Annotated in this window: 16 protein-coding genes; 10 read left to right on the top strand and 6 right to left on the bottom strand. The window is 57.0% G+C overall.

The features are described 5' to 3' along the window. Positions 1-172: 172 nt before the first annotated feature. Positions 173-655 (bottom strand): M67 family metallopeptidase, encoded by a 483-nt coding sequence (locus IGS16_RS20210; RefSeq protein ID WP_297088560.1) that lies wholly within the window; start codon positions 653-655, stop codon positions 173-175. A gap of 348 nt (positions 656-1,003) precedes the next feature. On the opposite strand from IGS16_RS20210, the gene psbA reads away from it, so the two are divergent. From psbA to IGS16_RS20195, 3 genes are all read left to right on the top strand, one after another. Then, positions 1,004-2,086, top strand: coding sequence for a photosystem II q(b) protein (gene psbA, locus IGS16_RS20205; RefSeq protein ID WP_297088558.1), 1,083 nt, complete (start codon positions 1,004-1,006; stop codon positions 2,084-2,086). Positions 2,087-2,345: 259 nt separating this feature from the next. Further along, positions 2,346-3,242 carry a peptidoglycan DD-metalloendopeptidase family protein gene (locus tag IGS16_RS20200; RefSeq protein WP_297088556.1) on the top strand — a complete coding sequence of 299 codons (897 nt, stop codon included), beginning with the start codon at positions 2,346-2,348 and terminating at the stop codon, positions 3,240-3,242. Between the two features lie 213 nt (positions 3,243-3,455). Continuing rightward, positions 3,456-3,878: a polymer-forming cytoskeletal protein gene (locus IGS16_RS20195; RefSeq protein ID WP_297088554.1), complete on the top strand. Its 423-nt coding sequence runs from the start codon at positions 3,456-3,458 to the stop codon at positions 3,876-3,878. A 48-nt stretch (positions 3,879-3,926) separates the two neighbouring features. On the opposite strand, the gene thiO is transcribed toward IGS16_RS20195, so the two are convergent. The 3 genes from thiO to IGS16_RS20175 form a co-directional block, all read right to left on the bottom strand. After that, positions 3,927-5,975, bottom strand: a complete 2,049-nt coding sequence (gene thiO, locus IGS16_RS22405; protein ID WP_367185834.1) for a glycine oxidase ThiO — start codon at positions 5,973-5,975, stop codon at positions 3,927-3,929. Between the two features lie 38 nt (positions 5,976-6,013). Continuing rightward, complete coding sequence (locus IGS16_RS20180) at positions 6,014-6,427, bottom strand: hypothetical protein (RefSeq protein WP_297088552.1); 414 nt, start codon at positions 6,425-6,427, stop codon at positions 6,014-6,016. A 136-nt stretch (positions 6,428-6,563) separates the two neighbouring features. Further along, a complete protein-coding gene (locus IGS16_RS20175) occupies positions 6,564-7,007 on the bottom strand; it encodes a hypothetical protein (RefSeq protein WP_297088551.1) in 444 nt (147 codons plus the stop codon). 703 nt (positions 7,008-7,710) lie between these two features. Between IGS16_RS20175 and cimA the strand changes: the two genes are divergently transcribed. Both cimA and IGS16_RS20165 read left to right on the top strand, forming a co-directional pair. Beyond that, complete coding sequence (cimA, locus tag IGS16_RS20170; protein ID WP_297088548.1) at positions 7,711-9,357, top strand: citramalate synthase; 1,647 nt, start codon at positions 7,711-7,713, stop codon at positions 9,355-9,357. A gap of 85 nt (positions 9,358-9,442) precedes the next feature. Further along, positions 9,443-10,300: a P-loop NTPase gene (locus IGS16_RS20165; RefSeq protein ID WP_297088546.1), complete on the top strand. Its 858-nt coding sequence runs from the start codon at positions 9,443-9,445 to the stop codon at positions 10,298-10,300. Between the two features lie 59 nt (positions 10,301-10,359). On the opposite strand, the gene IGS16_RS20160 is transcribed toward IGS16_RS20165, so the two are convergent. Continuing rightward, positions 10,360-10,707: a DUF952 domain-containing protein gene (locus IGS16_RS20160; RefSeq protein ID WP_297088544.1), complete on the bottom strand. Its 348-nt coding sequence runs from the start codon at positions 10,705-10,707 to the stop codon at positions 10,360-10,362. A gap of 76 nt (positions 10,708-10,783) precedes the next feature. Further along, the gene (locus IGS16_RS20155) at positions 10,784-13,564 is read right to left on the bottom strand and encodes an ATP-binding protein (protein ID WP_297088542.1); all 2,781 of its coding nucleotides are present in this window, start codon (positions 13,562-13,564) and stop codon (positions 10,784-10,786) included. Positions 13,565-13,867: 303 nt separating this feature from the next. Between IGS16_RS20155 and IGS16_RS20150 the strand changes: the two genes are divergently transcribed. The 5 genes from IGS16_RS20150 (at position 13,868) to IGS16_RS20130 (ending at position 19,029) form a co-directional block, all read left to right on the top strand. Next, positions 13,868-14,722: a circadian clock protein KaiA gene (locus IGS16_RS20150; RefSeq protein ID WP_297088540.1), complete on the top strand. Its 855-nt coding sequence runs from the start codon at positions 13,868-13,870 to the stop codon at positions 14,720-14,722. A gap of 95 nt (positions 14,723-14,817) precedes the next feature. Beyond that, the gene (gene kaiB / locus IGS16_RS20145; protein WP_068507005.1) at positions 14,818-15,132 is read left to right on the top strand and encodes a circadian clock protein KaiB; all 315 of its coding nucleotides are present in this window, start codon (positions 14,818-14,820) and stop codon (positions 15,130-15,132) included. A gap of 227 nt (positions 15,133-15,359) precedes the next feature. After that, positions 15,360-16,925, top strand: a complete 1,566-nt coding sequence (gene kaiC, locus IGS16_RS20140; protein ID WP_172356476.1) for a circadian clock protein KaiC — start codon at positions 15,360-15,362, stop codon at positions 16,923-16,925. A 59-nt stretch (positions 16,926-16,984) separates the two neighbouring features. Beyond that, positions 16,985-17,623 carry a cofactor assembly of complex C subunit B gene (locus IGS16_RS20135; RefSeq protein ID WP_297088538.1) on the top strand — a complete coding sequence of 213 codons (639 nt, stop codon included), beginning with the start codon at positions 16,985-16,987 and terminating at the stop codon, positions 17,621-17,623. Between the two features lie 167 nt (positions 17,624-17,790). Then, the gene (locus tag IGS16_RS20130; protein ID WP_297088536.1) at positions 17,791-19,029 is read left to right on the top strand and encodes an AbrB family transcriptional regulator; all 1,239 of its coding nucleotides are present in this window, start codon (positions 17,791-17,793) and stop codon (positions 19,027-19,029) included. The last annotated feature ends 4 nt before the right edge of the window (positions 19,030-19,033 follow it).

Raw genomic sequence — 19,033 nt, 5'->3', positions numbered from 1 at the left:
GGGTAACGGAGTGATGAATCAGACGGGATGAGGGAGCGTTTGAGTTTGCCTTCCTCATATCCATTTCTGCTTAAAACTGATTCCATCGATTCGTTAGAATCTTTCCACCAGATTACGACTCCAATACTCCCAACCTTCCAACATCCCGCCACACTTCATCTTGGCATCACAATTATTCAGAACAGATGAGGGGTTCTGCCTGAAAGGTATGGTCTTGATCCAAGTTCCAGGATAGTAAATCTTGGGCACTGCCTTGGGAAACAGACACGATGATATAGGAATAGTGTGGCCAGGCGATCGCCCGGTCGCATTCTGAGGGCACAGCGGGATGGTCGGGATGGGAGTGATACACGCCGATAATGTCGAGCTGGCGATCGCGCCCATATTTCATCGCGGCGAGCATTTCTTGGGGATCAATCCAGTAGCGATCGCCCTTGCTGTGATTTATTTGAGGGCGATTCAGCAGTTCTGAAATGAGCGCGGTGGCTTCAGCATTCCAGGCGTTTTCCGCCGCCCACAGTTCCACCACCGTCCGAATCGTTTCATCGCCTGTCGATGCCGTCTGTCCTAGCAGCAGCCCACAGCATTCTTGCGGGTAGGTTTGTTCGGCATGGGCGCGAATCGCCTGCCAGTGGGCTTTGGCTATATGCAGCATCGGTTGCAATGGGTTTAGGGATTGCTCAACCCAGCGTGTGGATACCTGCTGGTTTACAATTCGGCCTGTTTACAAATTGAAATAAATCAAGGGGCGATCGCTCGCTTTACATTCTGATACAAAGTCGCCCATTGCTGTTTAGAAAAAGCTGGAATCTTTGTCTCCACCCTTATTTCAAATTCCGCCCCCCAAATTGAGGCAATTCTAAAGAAAATCGGAGCCTTTCAACATACAAATAAATGTAAAGAACCTTGGCTAGATTGACTCAATGTAACTATTATGCAAAGAACGGGAAGGTTTTATACTAACCCGTCTCATTTATCCATTCGCAATTCGATCGCATTTATTATGACTACAACCATTCAGCGGCGCGATAGCGCCTCGGCTTGGGAGCGGTTTTGCGCTTGGGTCACCAGCACCAACAACCGCCTGTACGTGGGCTGGTTCGGCGTGCTGATGATTCCCACGCTGCTCACCGCAACCACCTGCTTCATCATCGCCTTCATCGCTGCTCCCCCCGTGGACATCGACGGCATCCGTGAGCCTGTTTCTGGCTCCCTGCTGTACGGCAACAACATCATCACCGGTGCTGTGGTGCCCTCCAGCAACGCCATCGGTCTGCACCTGTATCCCATCTGGGAAGCTGCTTCTTTGGATGAGTGGCTGTACAACGGCGGCCCTTACCAGCTCGTCGTCTTCCACTTCCTGATCGGCATCTTTGCCTATATGGGTCGTCAGTGGGAGCTGAGCTACCGCCTGGGGATGCGCCCCTGGATCTGCGTGGCCTATAGCGCACCTCTGGCTGCTGCCACCTCGGTGTTCCTGATCTACCCCATCGGACAAGGCTCCTTCTCCGACGGTATGCCCTTGGGCATCAGCGGCACCTTCAACTTCATGTTCGTGTTCCAAGCAGAGCACAACATCCTGATGCACCCCTTCCACATGCTGGGCGTAGCAGGCGTATTCGGCGGCTCCCTGTTCTCCGCCATGCACGGTTCCTTGGTGACCTCCAGCTTGGTGCGTGAGACCACCGAGGTTGAATCGCAGAACTACGGCTACAAGTTCGGACAAGAGGAAGAAACCTACAACATCGTCGCCGCCCACGGCTACTTTGGTCGGTTGATCTTCCAATACGCCAGCTTCAACAACAGCCGTTCGCTGCACTTCTTCCTGGGTGCATGGCCTGTGATCGGCATCTGGTTCACGGCGCTGGGCATCAGCACGATGGCGTTCAACCTGAACGGGTTCAACTTCAACCAGTCGATCATTGACTCTCAGGGTCGTGTGGTGAACACCTGGGCAGACATCCTGAATCGCGCCAACCTGGGTATGGAAGTGATGCACGAGCGCAACGCTCACAACTTCCCGCTCGATTTGGCTTCCGGTGAGGCGGTGCCTGTGGCACTGACGGCTCCGGCAATCAACAGCTAGGGTTTGTTTCAATTCAGCTCTGCTAGTTCAGCATTGCTGAGTTTGAATTCATCAGATTGGGATGGAGGAGTTTGCTCTTCCATCCCAATTTTTATGGCGTTTTTGTAGATTTCAAACGTTACCATTTTGGGGCTGAAAAGCTTGTAATTTGGCGATCCCCGTTGCGGGATTGTCTTTTTGTTGGTATTCTCAGGTCTTGTTTCAGTGCTTCTTAATTCTGTTTTAAGAATTTAAAGCGGAGTTGTTTGTTCGAGCTTCCATGAACCCACGTATCCCCAAACGCTACACGCTGATGATCGCCTGCACCGGGCGATCGCCCCTCACAATCACCTTTCGTCCTGCCGCTGTGCTGACGACTCTGGCCGTGGTTGCAGCGATCCCCATCGTCGGAGTTGGCAAAGTTTTTTACAACTACACCCAGCGAAATCACTCTCTTACGGAGGAAAACTCGGCCCTGGCAGAGCAGGCAAAGGAAATCCTAGAGCAAGTCGAGGTGCTGGAGGCGCAGATTGGCGACTTGCAGCAGCGGGCCGGCATGGAAGACGATTCTGGGACTGCTGAGGCTGAGTCGGCAGGCGATCGCCCCCTCCGTCCCCCCGTTCGGCAGTCTGAGAGCAGCAACTTCCAGGGTGGACTCTCGCAAGCCGTGCCGCCAGAATTGATGCTGCAAGCGGCCCAGGCACAAATTCCTGGGTTGCTCCAAAAATTACAGCAGCGGGTGCAGCCTGCGCTGGAAAAAACGCTAATCCGCGAAGACGCACGCCCCAAGGGAGTTCCGCTAAAAGGGCGGGGCGTAGAGATTTCTTCTGAGTTTGGGCTACGACGCAACCCCTTTGGCGGCGGCTACGAGCTACACCAGGGGATGGACTTTACCGCAGCCTACGGCACGCCGATTCATGCAACGGCTCCGGGGCGCGTGGTAACAGCGGGCTGGTCGCAGGGCGGCTACGGCTACCACGTCATTGTCGATCATGGCTATGGTTATCGTACGCTCTATGCCCATATGACCAAGGTTGAGGTCGAGGCGGGGGAGAAAATCAAGCGCGATCGCCTCGTGGGGTATCTAGGCAGCACCGGACGCTCCAGTGGCCCCCACCTGCACTACGGGGTGTATTACAACAATCAGCCCATCGACCCCAAAGACTATCTGGAGTAGGATTTAGCTGGAAGCAGCGCATCTACGTCTTAAACCACCGCGTCAGGGGTTCTTCGGGTATCTCTGGATGTCATGTTGACTTTCTCAATCAGCCAAACGTATCTGCTTTGATAGTGCAAAGCTGGGTCTGCTGTAGAATTCTGCCTAGAGGAGTCAATTTATTTCGTGCAGAAGTAGAGGGCCAACGCAACTCAGTTTGGGGGGTATTGAAAGATGTTTTTTGCACGCAAGCCAGCGGTTTCATCAGGCTCGTTGACCTATCTGGGTGAAAAGTGCGAGGTCAATGGCGATATTCACCTGGAAGGCAACCTGCGGGTTGATGGCATTGTCCACGGCAATGTGGAAGTTCTGGGTGATATGGAAGTGTCGCACACCGGCTTGGTCGAAGGGCTGGAAATTCGCGCCCGCAACCTGATTATTCACGGTGTGGTCAAGGCGCGTCTCATGGTGGATGGCAAGCTATCGGTTAGCAAAACCGCCCGCCTGGAAGGCGACGTGACGGCTGGCGCGATTGACATCGAAGGTGGCGCATTCTACACCGGACACATGGCCACGACGGATGCCAAGTCGCTTCCCGGAACCGGCCGCTTGCCAGAGCTAATTGGGCGAGAGCAGACTGGGGGGCTTGGGGGTTAGGAATCAAGAGCGTTGCCCGACTCTGTTCCTCGTTACCCGATCACCTCGTCACCCGGTCACTGTGCCCGTCAGCGGCGAGCTTGCGCTGGCGTAGCTTTTCACCGGGATGCGGCCCGAGAGATAGGCTAGACGGCCGGCTTGGGTCGCCAAGCCCATTGCATGACCCATGAGGACGGGATCTTGCGCCTGGGCGATCGCCGTATTGATCAACAGCGCATCGGCCCCCATTTCCATCGCCTGAGCGGCCTCGCTGGGCGCACCAATTCCTGCGTCCACGACAACAGGCACGCTGGCATTTTCGATGATGATTTGAATGTTCGCAGCGTTGCGAATACCCTGACCAGAGCCAATCGGGGAACCCAGCGGCATCACCGTCGCGCAGCCCACCTCTTCTAGGCGCTTGGCCAGCAGCGGGTCAGCGTTGATATAGGGCAACACAGCAAAGCCTTCCTTCACCAACTGCTCCGCCGCCTGGAGCGTGCCAATCGGGTCAGGCAGCAGATATTTGGCATCGGGAATCACTTCCAGCTTCACAAAATGATTGTCCTCCTGCCCCAGCAGCTTAGCCATTTCGCGCCCCAAGCGGGCGACGCGGATTGCCTCTTCTGCCGTCTTGCAGCCTGCGGTATTGGGCAACATCCACAGCGTTTTCCAGTCCAGCGCCTCGCCCAAGCCTTCATGCCCTGGCGCGTTGGTCTGCACGCGGCGCACCGCCACTGTCACGATTTCGCTGCCGCTGGCGGCAATGCTGCGGCGCATCAGGTCGAAATTGGCGTATTTGCCTGTACCCGTCATTAACCGCGACCGAAACTCTCGTCCGGCAATGATCAGCGGCTTTGGGTCAGGCGTTGCCGCAGGCGAAAGGGGAGCTTCGGCGGAAATCGGGTCAGCAGGCATGGCAGCTTGGATCATGGCAGCGGAATTTGAGGATGGGGGAGAGGCTTGGGAGGCAGATGGCTGGGGAACTGGAGCAGACAGCGAGCCAGCGACCGCTTGAAATCGCCGCCAAGAGAAGGCAGCCAGCAGCGGGTCAGCCTGCTGATGACACACCCAGTCGGCAATCAGGCGGGCAGTCATCGGCGTGAGCAAAATGCCGTTGCGGTAGTGCCCAACGGCGAGGGTGAGGTTATCGCAGGGGCCAGGGCCGAGGATAGGCATCTCGTCTGGCGTTGCGGGCCGAAAGCCCCACCAGGTTTCTTGAATCGGGAAGTGCTGGAGGGCAGGATAGACGGCGATCGCCCCTGCCAGCAGATCCCTCAACCCCGCAGGCGTGTTTCCAGGCATAAAGCCGACGGGTTCGCTGGTTGCCCCCACCACAATCCGCCCATCCCGCCGGGGCACAATATAGGCTCCGGGCGCATATAGCACCTGCTGGAGTGGCAGTTCGGCCGTTGCGCTGGCCATTGCACTGGGGGGAACCGCAACCGAAAACATCTGCCCTTTGCGCGGCTGCACGGGCACGGGTAGCAGGGCCCGGCTCCAGGCTCCCGTCGCCAGGACATAGTGGGGCGATCGCCACAGTCCCGCACTCGTTTGCACGCCGACCACCTGCTCCCCGCGCTGCTCTAGCCCCAGCACCTCCACGCCTTCGTGCAACTCTACCCCCAGCGACTCCGCCGCCAGCCGCAGCGTCAGCGTTAGCGCCCGATTGTCTACCTGCCCATCTTCCGCATACCACCAGCCGCCCACGACGCGATCGCCCAGCCCCGGCTGAGCCAGGTGGATGGCCGCAGTGTCGAGATAAGGGGAGGAATGAGGAGAGGGCAGATGGGCGCGTTGGCGTGGGGACGAACCCTCAATGGCGAGTTCTAGGGACAAAATGCCACAGGGCCAGTAGCCTGTGGATTGTCCGGTCAAGTCTTCGAGTTTTTGCGTCCAGTCGGGATAGAGGGCGCGGCTTTGCAAACACAGATCGAGCATCGGCCCGTCGAGATGCTCGGCGTAGGGAGCTAGCATCCCGGCGGCGGCATGGCTAGCGGCTTGCTTAAAGTCGCGGCTCAGCAGCACCACCGACATACCACGCAGTCTTAACTCTACGGCGATCGCCAGCCCAATGGCACCGCCGCCAATAATCAGCACATCAGAGGCCGAGTTCATATCCACAGCAGAGGGAAGGGATAAAACAGTCCACTACCCTACCATAGACCCCTTACAGGTGTCTGCGCTGGCGCGGCTGGGGCAGGTTGGGGCTGAAAGGTCGAGTCTGGTTGTGGAAAGCTGCCAGGATCAGGCGAGAAGCTGGCCTCACCGCCGACTGAGGCAGGAGCCTGCTGGACGGGGGTTTCTCCAGCAGGGGTTGTGGCTTCACCCCCAACCGCAGCAGGGCTGGGAGCGGGCTGAGTCTGCTGACTGGTGCGAAAGATATTGGGAAGCCTGGGCAAAGACAGCGTAGCAGAGGGATTCCTAACCGCATTGGACAATAATAATGTGGCAATCACCCCCAGCACTGCAAACGCAATCAGCCGCACCGCTCCAGTTGCCAGCGTGTTGATCAGGGCACCCAACACCAAGATGATGAGAATGAAACCCACGATAGAGATTGTATTCATGCAGTTAGCCCCCTCTAGATTTCACTCGACATACTCGACATAATTGTGCTGCGTTCCTATCTCGCTTTCTCAAGTCTATGCCGGACGACTGGCTTTCGATAGCTTGCGGCATTACGTCAGCCTCAATTTTGTCGAATCACCACAGCGCTCGAACCGGGCCGCGGCCGTCGTCGTAATAGTAGGTTCCGTCGTAGTAATAGCCCCCAGATGGCCCCCCCACGCCGTCGTAGATGGGGCCATCGCCGTAGATCGGACCATCGCCGTAGATCGGACCGCCCGTATCCTGGGTGCTGCGGCTGGGAGGCTGATTGGTAGCCTGAGGAACGGTTTGGGGATTGACCCGAGTCCGGGTTGAGGGCAGGTTAGCAGGAGCCTGAGCCGCAGGAGGCTGGTCTCGCGTTGGACGCAGGGATGGTGGCGTAAACGAGATGGGCCAGCGGGTCTGGAAAATCGTCAGCGCAAAAAACACCAGCAGCCCAAACCCCAGATAGCGATACCAGTCTTTGGCCAAGATGTTGACCAGGGCACCCAGGATGAGGAAGGCAATGATGAATCCGAGAAACTCAGCGGTTAGTACCATAACCTGCTCCCAGAACTATCCCCTCGGACGCGCCCTCTAATATGCAAAGGGGCGGTATCCAAAGGGGCGATATCCAAAGGGGCGATCGCCATCCAAAATCTGTCATCCCCGACTCGCAAACCGCCCAACTCTCGAATCTGGTACGCTAACTGCAAATCCTTCGTGGGAGAATGGGAAAACAGCGACAGACTCATCTGCCCCGGACAGTTGCAGATTTGCCCTGTTCCGTCTGTCTGCCCAGCACAAGTGCCGCAACAGCCTGGCTCGCAACGGTTGATTAAACTCGTGATCAAGTTGAACCAATTGTTAAGCAGGTCAATCCCCTGCTGTAATAGGATTTGACAGAGATGGGTTCTCTCTCCGCACTTAAACAGCGTTTTTCCGGGAGCCTGGACGGGTAGCATAGGCTGGGCACTGGGAGGCAATGATAGACAGAAAAATGACAGACAGAAATCAGAGAGAACTCTGGTTGGAGCGATGCGATGGCACCTCAACGATTGAGGTCTAAGGAACTGAAAATCTGCAAAATCAGCCGAATACACGAATACTGGAATACATCTGTCCATCTGAACTCTAACATTCCTTTTTAACTTGCATTCACCTCCCCAAGAGAGTCTTTTGAAAAATCTTTTCAAGCCTTTGGGAAATGTAAGGTTTATCTCTCCCAACGCCTAATTCCTGACCTCTAACCCCGAACTTCTCGATGACCACTGCCGAACCCATCTGGATCTACGACACCACCCTGCGCGACGGCGCCCAGCGAGAAGGGCTGTCGCTTTCCCTAGAAGACAAGCTGCGAATCGCCCACCAGCTTGACCAGATGGGCATTCCCTTTATCGAAGGCGGCTGGCCGGGAGCCAATCCCAAAGACGTGCAGTTTTTCTGGCAAATCAAGGAAGAACCGCTGTCTCAGGCGGAAATTGTGGCCTTCTGTTCTACTCGCCGACCGGGGCGCACCGCGGCCGAAGACCCGATGCTGCAACCGATTTTGTCGGCGGGGACGCGCTGGGTGACGGTGTTTGGCAAGTCGTGGGATCTGCACGTCGTCGAGGGACTGAAGACGACACTGGACGAAAACCTGGAGATGATCCGCGATACGCTGAGCTATTTCCGCAGCCAGGGGCGGCGCGTGATCTATGATGCAGAGCATTGGTTTGACGGGTATCGGCAAAATCCTGACTATGCGCTGGAAACACTGGGCGCGGCGATCGCCGGAGGGGCAGAATGGCTCGTCCTCTGTGACACCAACGGCGGCACGCTGCCCCAAGATGTGGCCACGATTACCCGCGCTGTTTCAAAATATATTGTCAATCACCGGGCTAGCCACCCGCTCGACCCCGATCGCCCTGCCCCGCAAATCGGCATCCATACCCACAATGACTCTGGCACGGCAGTGGCCAACGCTCTGGCGGCTGTGGGCGAGGGCGCACGCATGGTGCAGGGCACGATCAACGGCTACGGCGAGCGCTGCGGCAATGCCAACTTATGTACGCTAATCCCCAATCTTCAGCTAAAGCTGGGCTATACCTGCGTCCACGAGGAGCAACTCGCTAAGCTGACTGATACCAGCCGTCTGATTAGCGAAATTGTGAACCTGGCCCCAGATGATCACGCGCCGTTTGTGGGACTCTCTGCCTTTGCCCACAAGGGCGGCATCCACGTCAGCGCCGTAGAGCGCAACCCGCTGACCTACGAACACATCCGCCCAGAGCAGGTAGGCAACCGCCGCCGCATTGTGATTTCTGACCAAGCAGGACTGAGCAATGTGCTGGCCAAGGCCCGCAGCTTCGGGATTGAGCTAGAAAAAGACGACCCCACCTGTCGCCATATTTTGCAGCACTTGAAAACGCTGGAAAACGAAGGGTATCAGTTTGAGGCGGCGGAGGCCAGCTTTGAGCTACTAATGCGGGAGGCGCTGGGGCAGCGGCAGCAATTCTTTGAGCTACAGGGTTTTCAGGTGCGATGCGATATGGCTCCGGAGATGAACAATGGTAGCTCCTACGCGCTGGCGACGATTAAGGTTCGCATTCACGGTAAAGACTATCTGGAGGCGGCTGAGGGCAATGGCCCTGTGTCGGCGCTGGATGCAGCCCTGCGGAAGGCGCTGGTAAATGTTTATCCGGCGATCGCCCAATTCCACCTGACGGATTACAAAGTGCGAATTCTCGATGGCGGCGCGGGAACTTCGGCCAAAACCCGTGTGCTGGTAGAGTCGAGCAATGGCCACCAGCGCTGGACGACCGTGGGCGTGTCTACCAACATCATCGAAGCGTCTTATCAGGCGGTGGTGGAGGGGCTGGAATATGGTCTGCTGCTACAAAATCAGGCGGAGGCAGTGCTTAGCACCTGAAGCAGAAACTCGGTCGATCCGGCAGGAATGAGTTCTATTCCTATCAATCTTCGTCATACTGATGAAAAAACGGGGTTTTGCCTCCATGCCCACGTTGATTTCACTCCAGTCCTGTCGCCACGGGGTCGGCAGAACCAATCTGACGGCAAATTTGGCAGCTTGCATTGCCACCCAGGGCTACCGTGTGGGCGTTCTGGATGCTGATGGCGCTGCGCCGGGAATTCATGCCCTGTTTGGTCGAACGGCTGCGTTGGACGATGTTGCAATTAATCAGGACGTGTGGAGCAACTGGACGAGCGATTCTGCATCGGGCGATCGCCCGCTACCCTTTTCAGATACTGCGATTCCCATAGGCCGAGGCACCGTGCTGCTGCTGGGGGGCGATCTGTGCCTAGTGCCGCCCGACCTGCGGGTGCGAGATGTGCAGCGGTGTCTTCAGCAGGGCTATGATCCCGACCCTCTGGGGCAGGGCCTCCGCACCGTGGCAGAGCGACTGGAGCTAGAGTTCCTGCTCATCGACACCTACCCCGAACTGGACGAAGGCACAATGCTCTGGATGGCAATGTCCGATGCAGTCGTTTTGGTGCTGGGGCTGGATGCGACCGAGTTTCAAAACCTGGCCGTGCGGATGGACATTGCCCACACGCTGGAAGTCCCTCAAGTCTGGCTATTGGCTAACCAGGTGCCGCCTGCCTATGGGCTGGGGGAAGTCTGGCGCAAGTTGGAGCATAGCTATGGCAAGGCCCTGATTGGCGTGTTGCCGATGGTAAATGAAATGCTAGCGCTGGGCAGCAGTGGGCTGTTTTACTCGACCTATCCCGACCATCCGCTCAGTCTTGCGTTAGAGGCGATCGCCCAGCAGTTGATCAAAGCGCCCGCGCCCATCGAGCAGTTGCGATCTGTTTCTGCCGATTTGCTGCCAGATCCCAAATTTATAGATTAAGCACTAATAGGCACTAATAGGCACTAATAGGCACTAAACAGAATCCAGCACGAAACGTACTATTGAAGCGCAAGGGCGATCGCAAATGATCCGTCTGCGCTGGGTTGCAGCGGCTCCACACGCACCACGGCATCCAAATTTAGCGGGCCGTAGACGTGGGGAAAGTGGCGGTCAACGGGCACGCCCGCTACCTCGTCATACTGAAGCGGAGACTGGAGGCGATCGCCCTCAATCCACAGCAGCACCAACTCCGTCTGCCCCACAAAGAAAGTATTCGCCACCCAGTTAATTTGCGCTGCGGTGGAGCAGTGCATAAAGCCCTCTGCGTCCAAACTGGGGGCCCGATATTCGCCCAACGCCTGGGCCCGCTGCCATTGGGGTTGAGTCGTAATGTGGAACAGGAGCATAGGCAGGCACTAGAAAACGTGACAGAAAACCACAGGATGGACGAGTGAGATGCCTTCGAGAACCGAACTCCAAGACTCACCCACGCCCGCTTGCCACCTGAATGACCTGAAACAGCGCCGATTCTTCGACCGCGCCAAACGCATCGACGGGGGTCAGCGGTGCCAGACAGGGAAACACCGTCAGCCCTGGCACGCGGTTGGCAGATTGGGTCGTTTCCGGGGTGAGGGTAATCATCGGCACGGTACTCAGCACCGTATGTTCATAGAGATGGTTGAAATAGTCCGTGGGATCGGGCAGGCTGCCTTCTAGCACAACCACATGGGGCTTCCAGACCCGCGCCAGCAAATCTGCCTGGTCGAGATCACTCACCTCCACCACCCGGTAGGGGTAGCTGTGCAGTAGCTCCGACACGCTGGGGCCATCGGCAGCGAGCGCCTGGGGTGACAGACGCAGATGCAGCACAGTCAGGCGATTGGCAGGAATCGGCGACCACTCATCCGGTGTCTGGGTGGCTTCCAGAATGCTCTTGCGAAGAGACTCAGGGTGGATGGGGTAACTCAGGCAAGCGCTGGCCCCGTAGGCGATCGCCCTCGGTTTTTCCTCCGTGCTGCCGCTCCAGATGACGGGCGTGGCGCGAGTGTCGATGCCGGCCTTGAGCAGCGTTAGCACGTCCCAGCCCGACAGCAGCGGCAGATTCGGGTTCAAAATCACCAGCGCAGGCTGGAGCCGCCGCACTTTTTCCAGGGCTTCGGTGCCGCTGCGGGCGATCGCCACCCGATAGCCCAACTGGCGCAAACCAGCATCCAAAACCTCAATTCGGGCCGTGCCCGACTCGGCCACCAGCACAAGCCGCTGCTGAAGTTTTCGGGATGCGTGAAGCGGCAGCTTGGTCGGACAGGGCTGCAAATCTTTGGGCAGCAGCACCGTAAAGCGACTGCCCTTTCCTTCCTCAGAGAGAAAGGTGATGTCGCCACCGTGCAGTCGGGCAATACGCTGCGTCAGCACCAATCCCAGCCCTGTGCCTTCAAACCGCCGCGTTAAGGGATTTTCAAGCTGCTGAAATTTTTGGAAGATGAGGTGCTGCTTGTCCGCCGCGATGCCAATGCCCGTATCCCAGACAGTAAAAGCCACCCAGTCATCCCAGGTGGCAACCTCTAGCCCGACTTTGCCCGTCGTCGGCGTAAACTTGAGCGCGTTGGAGAGCAGGTTGGTCAGCATTTGCCGCAACCGCAGGTCATCCGCTGTCATTTCGCTCAGCCCTGGCTGAATGCTCAGACTAAATTCTGGTTCTTCGAGCGTCTCGGCGGCTTTTCCAGCTTCAGACACAGAGACTTCCTGATGAAGCTGGCGGGCCTGCTCATAGGCCCGATGACAGAGGGAAGCGATCTCGACCGACTCCAGATTTAGCTCAAGCTGCCCGGTTTCGATCCGGGTCAGATCTAGAATGTCGTTCACAATCAGCGTCAGGTGGCGACCGCTCTGATAAATCAGTTGGGCATAGCGGGCCTGGCGATCGTTCAGAGGCCCAACTAGCTGCTCCTTAAGCAGGCTCGATAGACCCAGCACTGCGGTCAGCGGGGTTTTTAGCTCGTGGCTAATGCAGGATAAGAACTCGTCCTTGAGGCGGTTAAGCTGGGCCAGATCAGCGGTTTTTGCGGCCAACTCTCGCGCCATCTGGTGCTGCTCGGTTACGTCTTGAGCCATCACCAGCCAGAGGGGGTGGAGGTCTGGCGTGCTGCTTTTGCCCAACGAGAACCGGGTGAGTTGCCAGACGCAATCAGGAAAATATTCCTCGTCGGGGCTATCAGAAAGGACATCCTGGGGATGAAGATGGCGCGGCCGAGGCGAGGGTGGCAGGGTAGAAACGCGGTTAGGAGGGGTTGATGCTGGCTCTTTGGGGATTCGCTGGTGCAGCGTATGGGCTTTTTGAGTAGGGCTATGGGTGGGACTATGGGCGGGGCTGTGGGTCTGCCACGCTGCCGAGGGTTTTGGCGATCGCCCCGTAGATGGGCCTGCTCCAAGATGGCAAAACGGCGGCAGCCGCACCTCCACCTGGGCAACCCCGGCCGCCTCCATTGCGGCGATCGCCTCCAGCACTCTCGGTTCTTCACCAATGTCCTGCTGCCAGCCCTGGCTACAGGCGACTGTTCCACGATCCGCTTGCCACAAGAGCATGGGTACAGGCAGCCCCTCGACCAGCCCCCTCAGCCCCGTCCCCAGCGATGTTTCACCCTGAGCAAGCGGAGCCGGGTGTCGGGGTCGCCCTGAGGGTGGCGAGACGGCCGTTCCAACCGCAATTCGCCAGGGGCGATGGCCCGCGCCCTTGCCGGTTCCAACTGCGGGCAGTCTGGAAGCATCCAGAGGCGGCGGTTTGTCGGACTGCGATGCTGGAGCGGTCAGAGAGTCGGGAAAGGCAGACGCAGACTGCTCATCGACCTGCGCGGGCAACACGGCAAAATGTCGCCAAAAGGCGATCGCATCCACTGTGCCTAGCACCTTGCCCGCCTCATCCACCAGCACCCAGGGCGGATCGCTGGCATGGAGCCAATGCCATCCCTCGGTCACCGCCCAATCGGCTGGCAGCACCGTCACGGGTTGTAGCAGCGCAGGATGTTCGATCAGCAGGTCTTCCAGGCTCATGTCTGGCGGTGGAGCCAACTCTGCGGGCAAGTCTAGATGCAGGAGCGACAGGATACGGCTGATTTGCAGCCGACCCAATGGCAACCCCTGCTCATCGATGGCGATCGCCTCGCCGGTCTCTTGCTGCTGACAGTGCGCCATCAGCCCAATGAGCGTCTCTTTTATAGAGACTTGCACCGCTGGTTCCAAAAAATCGCGCAATCGAGGAATGGGCATAGCACCAAGCCAGAACGCCGGGTCGGTGAGCGCTGTAAACTGAACCCACTCAACCCCATAGACTCATTATCGTGGTGTCATCCAGGGATTGAAAACGTTTGCTTCGATAACTAGTGTTAAACTTCTAACATTGGTCTAAATGTTGCGTTTCTCGAAGATCTTGTCCTAAGAATCATTACCTTTTTTACAGAGTTCTCTCAAAACTTTTGACATCCTCACTGACCTGCTCATTGCGATCCCTGACTCAAGCCCTTGCTCTCTCTCTGCGCGTTAATCTACCCCCAGAGCCTGCTCCCTTCACTCTTGCAGGCCTGGCAAAGCGATATGATGGTCGGGGGCGATCGCTCTCGATGTCAGGTCACGTCTTTCCACCAACTCGACCTATTTTTAGACCACGTTCAGCGCGAAAAGCGTCAGATCGACTGTCTGCTGTTTGAGAACAACCCCGACCTCAAAACAGCCCTCTCTCAGCTTCGCCAGAGGAGTATCTTTCTACCTGCCATCGTGCTAGAGCCAGAACCCCTCCAGCCCGTGCCTTCTGCCGATGCGATTTTCGACGAGTTGCTGCAAGAATCAGATGCCATCACCTATCACTCGGCGATCCTGCACGTCCCGGTGACTCAGTTTTCCGAGCTAGAACATCTAACCGAAAAGGCGATCAACCAATTTCTCAAGCTATCTGCGACCCCCTCCAGTCCATCTCTGTCCACCACCAGTCGGGTCAGCACGCTTGCGACCCATTCCTCTCTGATTCAGCAGCAGCGTCGTCTCTCTGAGAAGTTGAGCGAACGCCTGGGATACCTGGGGGTCTACTACAAGCGTAATTCCGCAAACTTCCTTCGACACATGCCCCCCCCAGAGCGGCAGGAATTTCTGGAACAACTGAAGGCCGAATACCGAGAGATCATTCTCCGCTACTTTATAGAAGACTCACAGCTCAACGAAAAAATCGATAACTTCGTGAACCTGGCGTTTTTTGCCGACGTGCCAGTGGCGCAGGTCGTTGAGATTCATATGGAGTTAATGGATGAGTTTGCCAAACAGCTCAAACTGGAGGGACGCAACGACGAAATTCTGCTTGACTATCGGCTGACTTTGATTGATGTGATTGCCCATTTGTGTGAGATGTATCGCCGCTCGATTCCTCGCGAAGCCTGAACCCGCTGAACCTTGCTGGCTCGTTGCAAATCTCGCTATCTATCCGCCCAGGTTTATATCAATATTCTTTATTCGATTGCCTTTCCCATCAACCCATGAGTCCCCTAAGAAAAACCTACATCCTCAAGCTCTACGTTGCCGGGAATACTCCGAACTCCGTGCGGGCGCTGAAAACCCTGAACCACATCCTGGAGAATGAGTTTCAGGGGGTCTACGCGCTCAAAGTGATTGATGTGCTGAAGAACCCCCAGCTTGCCGAAGAAGACAAAATTCTGGCAACGCCGACTCTGGCTAAGATTCTGCCGCCCCCCGTCCGCAAGATCATTGGCGATCTGTCTGACCGAGAAAAAGTCTTGATCGGCCTTGACCTTCTGTATGATGAATTGGGTGAAGAGGAAGCAGAAATCTAGAGTGTCTGGGATTTCTGTAGGGTGCTGGCTGCGTTTTTACCAGACTGGCTGCGTTTTTAGACCGCGTGTGGGATGGGGCATCGCCCGTCTACACGGCTACCCGTGTCTTCTAAAGCTGCCTCCTCAGTCCCCATCGATTCCAGCAGCAAACCTCATTGAATCTTCGTTTCGAGTCTTCAAGGTTTCTAAAAGTTTCTAATTTTCTAATTTTTGGTAGATATCTGGGTATGAACGATTCGAGTCAGACTGGACAGCAGCAGAACGGCGCGGCTCTCATGGGTGTCCAGAAGATTCGCACCATGATTGAGGGCTTTGACGACATCAGCAACGGTGGGCTGCCGGTCGGACGCGCCACGCTCGTTAGCGGCACCTCTGGGACTGGCAAAACCCTCTTTGCAGTGCAGTTCCTCTACAACGGCATTACTCACTTCGACGAAGCAGGCATCTTCGTCACCTTTGAAGAAGCCCCTGCCGACATCATTAAAAACGCCTACAGCTTTGGCTGGGATCTGCAAAAGCTGATCGACGACGGCAAGCTGTTCATCCTCGATGCCTCGCCCGATCCCGAAGGGCAAGAAGTCGTCGGCAACTTTGACCTGTCAGCGCTGATCGAACGGATTCAATACGCCATCCGCAAATACAAAGCCAAGCGCGTCTCAATCGACTCGGTAACGGCTGTGTTTCAGCAATATGCCGCTGTCTCGGTCGTGCGGCGCGAAATCTTTCGCCTGGTGGCTCGCCTCAAGCAGGTCGGCGCAACCACCATCATGACGACAGAGCGCGTCGATGAATACGGCCCCGTTGCCCGCTTTGGGGTCGAAGAGTTTGTGTCCGACAACGTGGTCATTGTGCGGAATGTGCTGGAGGGTGAACGCCGTCGCCGCACAATGGAAATCCTGAAACTGCGCGGCACCACCCACATGAAGGGCGAGTATCCCTTCACAATTACTAATCAGGGCATCAATATCTTCCCGCTGGGAGCCATGCGTCTGACTCAGCGCTCCTCCAATGCCCGCGTGTCGTCTGGCGTGGCAACGCTGGATTCGATGTGTGGCGGCGGCTTTTTCAAAGACTCGATCATCCTGGCAACGGGCGCAACGGGGACGGGCAAGACGCTGCTGGTCAGCATGTTTTTGCAAAACGCCTGTCAGAACGGCGAACGCGCCATCCTGTTTGCCTATGAAGAGTCGCGGGCACAGCTTTCGCGCAACGCCTATTCCTGGGGCATTGACTTTGAAGACCTGGAGCAGCGCGGCCTGCTGAAAATCATCTGCGCCTATCCCGAATCGGCAGGTTTGGAAGACCACCTGCAAATCATTAAGTCAGAAATTGCCGAGTTCAAGCCGTCGCGCATTGCCATCGACTCGCTCTCCGCTCTGGCGCGGGGCGTGAGCAATAACGCCTTCCGGCAGTTTGTGATCGGCGTGACGGGCTATGCCAAGCAGGAGGAGATTACGGGCTTCTTTACCAACACCACAGATCAGTTCATGGGGTCGCACTCGATCACCGATTCCCACATTTCCACGATTACAGACACGATTTTGATGCTGCAATATGTGGAGATTCGCGGCGAAATGTCTCGCGCCATTAACGTGTTCAAGATGCGTGGCTCCTGGCATGACAAGGGCATCCGCGAATATATCATCAGCGAGAATGGGCCAGAGATTAAGGACTCGTTCCGCAACTTTGAGCGGATCATCAGCGGCTCGCCGACACGCATCTCGGTAGACGAGAAGAATGAGCTATCGCGGATTGTGCGGGGCTTCCAGGAAAAGAGCGACGGCGAAGTTTAGAGCAGTTTTATGCAGTTTTACGCAGTTTTAGGCTAGGTATTGCGCGTTGAGCAAATCTTGTGAGCAAGGCTGATCCAAACCGGGTGTTGCGCCTGATGCCGCTGGCGGTGGGCGGGCTAGGCGGCACGCTGCTGCTGATTAACCGACTGGCTACGTCAAATCTGACGGATTTTCAGGCTCGGTCGGACGTGGTGGGGGTGATTTTGAGCGCGGTGCTCATTCTCACGGGGCTGCTGTGGCAGCGCATCCAGCCGCGATCGCCCGATGCGGTCATCCTCAACGGCGAAGAAGGGTTTGACCTGGCAGAGGATTTGCCCGATGCTGCCAAGCTGGAGCTAGCCTGGGCTTCGCATCTGCTGCTAACCAATACGGTGACGCGATCGCTCGTCGTCTGGCAAGATGGGCGCGTGCTGCTGCGGCGGGGCGTGTTGGGCCCCAAACTCATGGAAAAACCTGGCCCCATTGTGCAGCGAGCGTTAGATACGCAAAAGCCAATTTATCTGGTGAACCTGCAACTCTATCCCGGCAAGATTGAGTTTGACTATCTACCCGACAATACCCAGGGCGTGATTTGCCAGCCGATGGGCGATCGCAGCGTGATGATTCTGGCCGCCAACGCCCCCCGCAGCTATACCCGCCAAGACGAAATCTGGATCGCCGGAATTGCTGACAAACTGAGCGAGACGCTCCGCCCATAGCCCCATTGCTGTCGCCATCCTGACTCTCAACCTCAAGATGGCTTCAGACGGCTTCGGACGGCTTCAGACGGCTTCAGAAATGTCGGTCAATCGCCAGGGGTTGGCGGATCGTGAATGCTATACACTCAATGCCAGGGACGAGTTCTCTCACCTCCTGCCTTTGCTGCATGACAGATCCGACTGCACCACGGATTGATCCACCTGAAGACACGATTGAGGCGATCGCCGCCGATTTAGAAAGTAGCCTTGGGGTTCAGGTGTTGCGGGCGATCGCCGAAGTGATGCTGGCGGGTGTGATTGGAATCGCGCTCATCAGGTTAGGGCTGAGTGGCGGCGCGTGGATTTTGGGTGGTGTGGCAGCCGGGGCGCTGGTGTTTTATGGCGATCGCACCTGGTTTCACCGGCCTGCCCTGCCCAACAAAACCCTGCGAAAAATTGGTCAGGTGCTCATTGGCCTGGCGATTGGCTTTTCCATCCGGCAATCTACGCTATCCAGCCTGTCGGCGCAAATTCCTGTGTTGGTGCTGCTGGGGCTGGCGCTCCTGGCCAGCGGCGGGGTGATTGGCTATTTCTATTCCCGCTTAGAGAAATTAGACCTGCTCACGGGCGTACTGGCGACGACCCCTGGCAATATCGGCGTGATGGCCAGCATCGCTGCCGACTATAGCAAAAACACCGCATTCGTCTCGCTGGTGCAGCTTTTGCGCTTCACCACGATCATTGCAGTGATTCCGCTGGTGGCGCAGGTGCCCCACACAACCGATTTACGCAGCACCCTGTCAGCGCTATTGCCCGATGCCCACTGGCTGACGCTAGGCAATGGTCTAGAGCTTGCCGCTGTGCTGGCGGCCGCAGCCCTCGCAGCCCAATTGGGCACGCGGCTGAACATTCCGGTCGCCACCTTCTTTTGCCCCATCCTAGTAGGGCTGGGGTTCGAGTCGTTGGGCTTTGCCGACTGGTTTGCCGACTGGTTTGCCGGACTGCCCAGCGGCGCTGATGCCAGCTTTAGCCTGCCGCCACTGCTCAAGGTGTTGGGTCAGATTTTGCTGGGCACGACGATTGGCGAATATTGGGCAAACAGCCCACGCATCACGCTTGGCACGCTAGCGCGGGCCATCATCCCGGTCACACTGACCTTTAGTGCGGGGCTGCTCACGGCGGCGATCGCCAAAGCGCTGACCCCCTGGGACTGGCTCACTTGCTTGCTGATTGCGGCTCCGGGTGGCTCCCCAGAAATGATCTGGATTGCCCTCTCGCTCCAGCACGATGTGGAGCTAGTCACCGCTGCTCATCTGGTACGCCTGTTGGTCATTAATCTGAGCCTGCCAGGGCTAATCTGGCTGGCCAGCCACCTAGACAGCCGTCTAGCTGCTCAGCAGGGCATCGTCGTCCATCCTCAGCAGTGAAGAC

Source organism: Thermoleptolyngbya sp. C42_A2020_037 (assembly GCF_015272455.1).
Lineage (GTDB): Bacteria > Cyanobacteriota > Cyanobacteriia > Elainellales > Elainellaceae > Thermoleptolyngbya.
Note: the sequence above shows the minus strand (reverse complement) of the source record. Positions and strands in the feature narration are given on the sequence as shown.

Coding starts and splice junctions, on each gene's coding strand:
- IGS16_RS20210 (WP_297088560.1), bottom strand. CDS start 655: ATGCTGCATATAGCCAAAGCCCACTGGCAGGCGATTCGCGCCCATGCC.
- psbA (WP_297088558.1), top strand. CDS start 1,004: ATGACTACAACCATTCAGCGGCGCGATAGCGCCTCGGCTTGGGAGCGG.
- IGS16_RS20200 (WP_297088556.1), top strand. CDS start 2,346: ATGAACCCACGTATCCCCAAACGCTACACGCTGATGATCGCCTGCACC.
- IGS16_RS20195 (WP_297088554.1), top strand. CDS start 3,456: ATGTTTTTTGCACGCAAGCCAGCGGTTTCATCAGGCTCGTTGACCTAT.
- thiO (WP_367185834.1), bottom strand. CDS start 5,975: ATGAACTCGGCCTCTGATGTGCTGATTATTGGCGGCGGTGCCATTGGG.
- IGS16_RS20180 (WP_297088552.1), bottom strand. CDS start 6,427: ATGAATACAATCTCTATCGTGGGTTTCATTCTCATCATCTTGGTGTTG.
- IGS16_RS20175 (WP_297088551.1), bottom strand. CDS start 7,007: ATGGTACTAACCGCTGAGTTTCTCGGATTCATCATTGCCTTCCTCATC.
- cimA (WP_297088548.1), top strand. CDS start 7,711: ATGACCACTGCCGAACCCATCTGGATCTACGACACCACCCTGCGCGAC.
- IGS16_RS20165 (WP_297088546.1), top strand. CDS start 9,443: ATGCCCACGTTGATTTCACTCCAGTCCTGTCGCCACGGGGTCGGCAGA.
- IGS16_RS20160 (WP_297088544.1), bottom strand. CDS start 10,707: ATGCTCCTGTTCCACATTACGACTCAACCCCAATGGCAGCGGGCCCAG.
- IGS16_RS20155 (WP_297088542.1), bottom strand. CDS start 13,564: ATGCCCATTCCTCGATTGCGCGATTTTTTGGAACCAGCGGTGCAAGTC.
- kaiB (WP_068507005.1), top strand. CDS start 14,818: ATGAGTCCCCTAAGAAAAACCTACATCCTCAAGCTCTACGTTGCCGGG.
- kaiC (WP_172356476.1), top strand. CDS start 15,360: ATGAACGATTCGAGTCAGACTGGACAGCAGCAGAACGGCGCGGCTCTC.
- IGS16_RS20130 (WP_297088536.1), top strand. CDS start 17,791: ATGACAGATCCGACTGCACCACGGATTGATCCACCTGAAGACACGATT.